Raw genomic sequence first — 1452 nt, 5'->3', positions numbered from 1 at the left:
CCGTTATTCGAACGTTATATATTGTAGGGTATGCGAAAAGAAACGAAGGATCAGTTGGATAAGGAAATGTCTAAAGTGCGGCATCAGAAGTTTTGTGTGATGTTGGTAGCCATTCTCTTTGTTGCCGTTAGCGTTTGGTTGATGTTGCAAAATGAGACTAAGGAAGCAACAAATGTGATAGGAGTTGTTGAGTCACATAAAGCATCTCTCCATGAAGAAGGCCATACGTTGCACCTGATGGTTCGGTTAACGGATCGTGAAAAACTCATTCGCGTCAAACTGCCTCAGCGCGAATCATTCAAGAAGGGGGCTAAAGTCGAACTCATAAGATTTGAAAGAGCCTTATCAGGAAGTGAAAGGCATCTCTTCCTCAAATACGTTGACGAGCCAAAAATATAAGAACCCAACTTACGCGGTTGGCTTCAAACTGAGTTCAATCAGTTTGATTAAAGTGTCTTCTTTTCGGTGTTCGGTAGTGAATTCAAACCAAAAGATTTTCTAGTGTTTTTTGAAAGAGTTTCGGTTTGGGTTTAAGTCAAAATGTCTTGTTCGGAAGGGAGTTGGCGGGAAGCCGCAATTAAACGAATTTAGCATATAACAAGACTGTAAATGGGACGCTTTGTCAATGTGGAAGCTTTTCAAAGTTTCTGAATACAAAGGACTAAAGCGGTTTTGGGTGGTTTGGTAAGCTCCCGTTATTGCAACGTTATGTCCATGGAGTAGTAATGGATAACACTGAAGAATTATCGTCAGAAGATATATGCAAAAACGGCAAAGGAATTAGTACAACTATTCGACCTAAGTATGTTGTGATTATTGGGTATCTGTTTGTTTTTCTATCATTAGTAGATGTTGTATATGGTTTTTATTATGGATTTATAACTGAAACGGTCAAGCTTGATAGTTTGGGGAACAAGGTTGGAGGAGGATTTAGTTTTAACCTACTTTGGCTTGTTTTGTATGGTATCGGAGCCGGTGTTATGAGAGGTGGAAGGTTTGCTCGACTAATGGCCTGTATTTCAGGACTGCTAGCTTTTGTTGTACCAGGAATGATTTTGATTTATTTCTTATATTTCACTGATGCTAAGTATTATTTCTCTAACAAACAATGTTCGAAATGTGGTGATACTAAGTACCTAAATGACGGTTTTCCTTTCAAAGATATCTTATGCAAAAAATGCGGTAGCGAAATTAATCTCCGCAAATTATAACAAGACCATGAACGAGACGCTTTGTCGCTCTGCTAGCTTCTAAGGTGTTGTGAATACGAAGGATTGAAGTGGTTTTGGTGGGGTGATAAGCGCCCGTTATCGCAACGTTATCCGTCAGTTCTTTCCGTGTTTAGTTTGGTTAGCTATTTCCTCTCTTCGTCGCAGATTGTTTAATCTCAAAAGGCTCATCAAACTAATCCCATACTCGATGCAAAATCATGTGGCTATCTTTGCTAAGTTG

General features: G+C 39.3%; 2 protein-coding genes. Both read left to right on the top strand.

From position 1 onward, the window contains the following. Positions 1–66: 66 nt before the first annotated feature. Positions 67–399, top strand: coding sequence for a hypothetical protein (locus tag BCT27_RS24700; RefSeq protein ID WP_133153398.1), 333 nt, complete (start codon positions 67–69; stop codon positions 397–399). Between the two features lie 326 nt (positions 400–725). Next, complete coding sequence (locus BCT27_RS24695) at positions 726–1211, top strand: hypothetical protein (RefSeq protein WP_102397088.1); 486 nt, start codon at positions 726–728, stop codon at positions 1209–1211. The last annotated feature ends 241 nt before the right edge of the window (positions 1212–1452 follow it).

The sequence above is a fragment of the Enterovibrio norvegicus genome (assembly GCF_002876705.1).
In the GTDB taxonomy this organism is placed as follows: Bacteria; Pseudomonadota; Gammaproteobacteria; order Enterobacterales; family Vibrionaceae; genus Enterovibrio; species Enterovibrio norvegicus_B.
This window is presented reverse-complemented; position numbering and strand designations above follow the sequence as displayed.

Bases quoted from the DNA above. Each gene is read 5' to 3' on its own strand.
- BCT27_RS24700 (WP_133153398.1), top strand. From the start codon at position 67: ATGTCTAAAGTGCGGCATCAGAAGTTTTGTGTGATGTTGGTAGCCATT.
- BCT27_RS24695 (WP_102397088.1), top strand. From the start codon at position 726: ATGGATAACACTGAAGAATTATCGTCAGAAGATATATGCAAAAACGGC.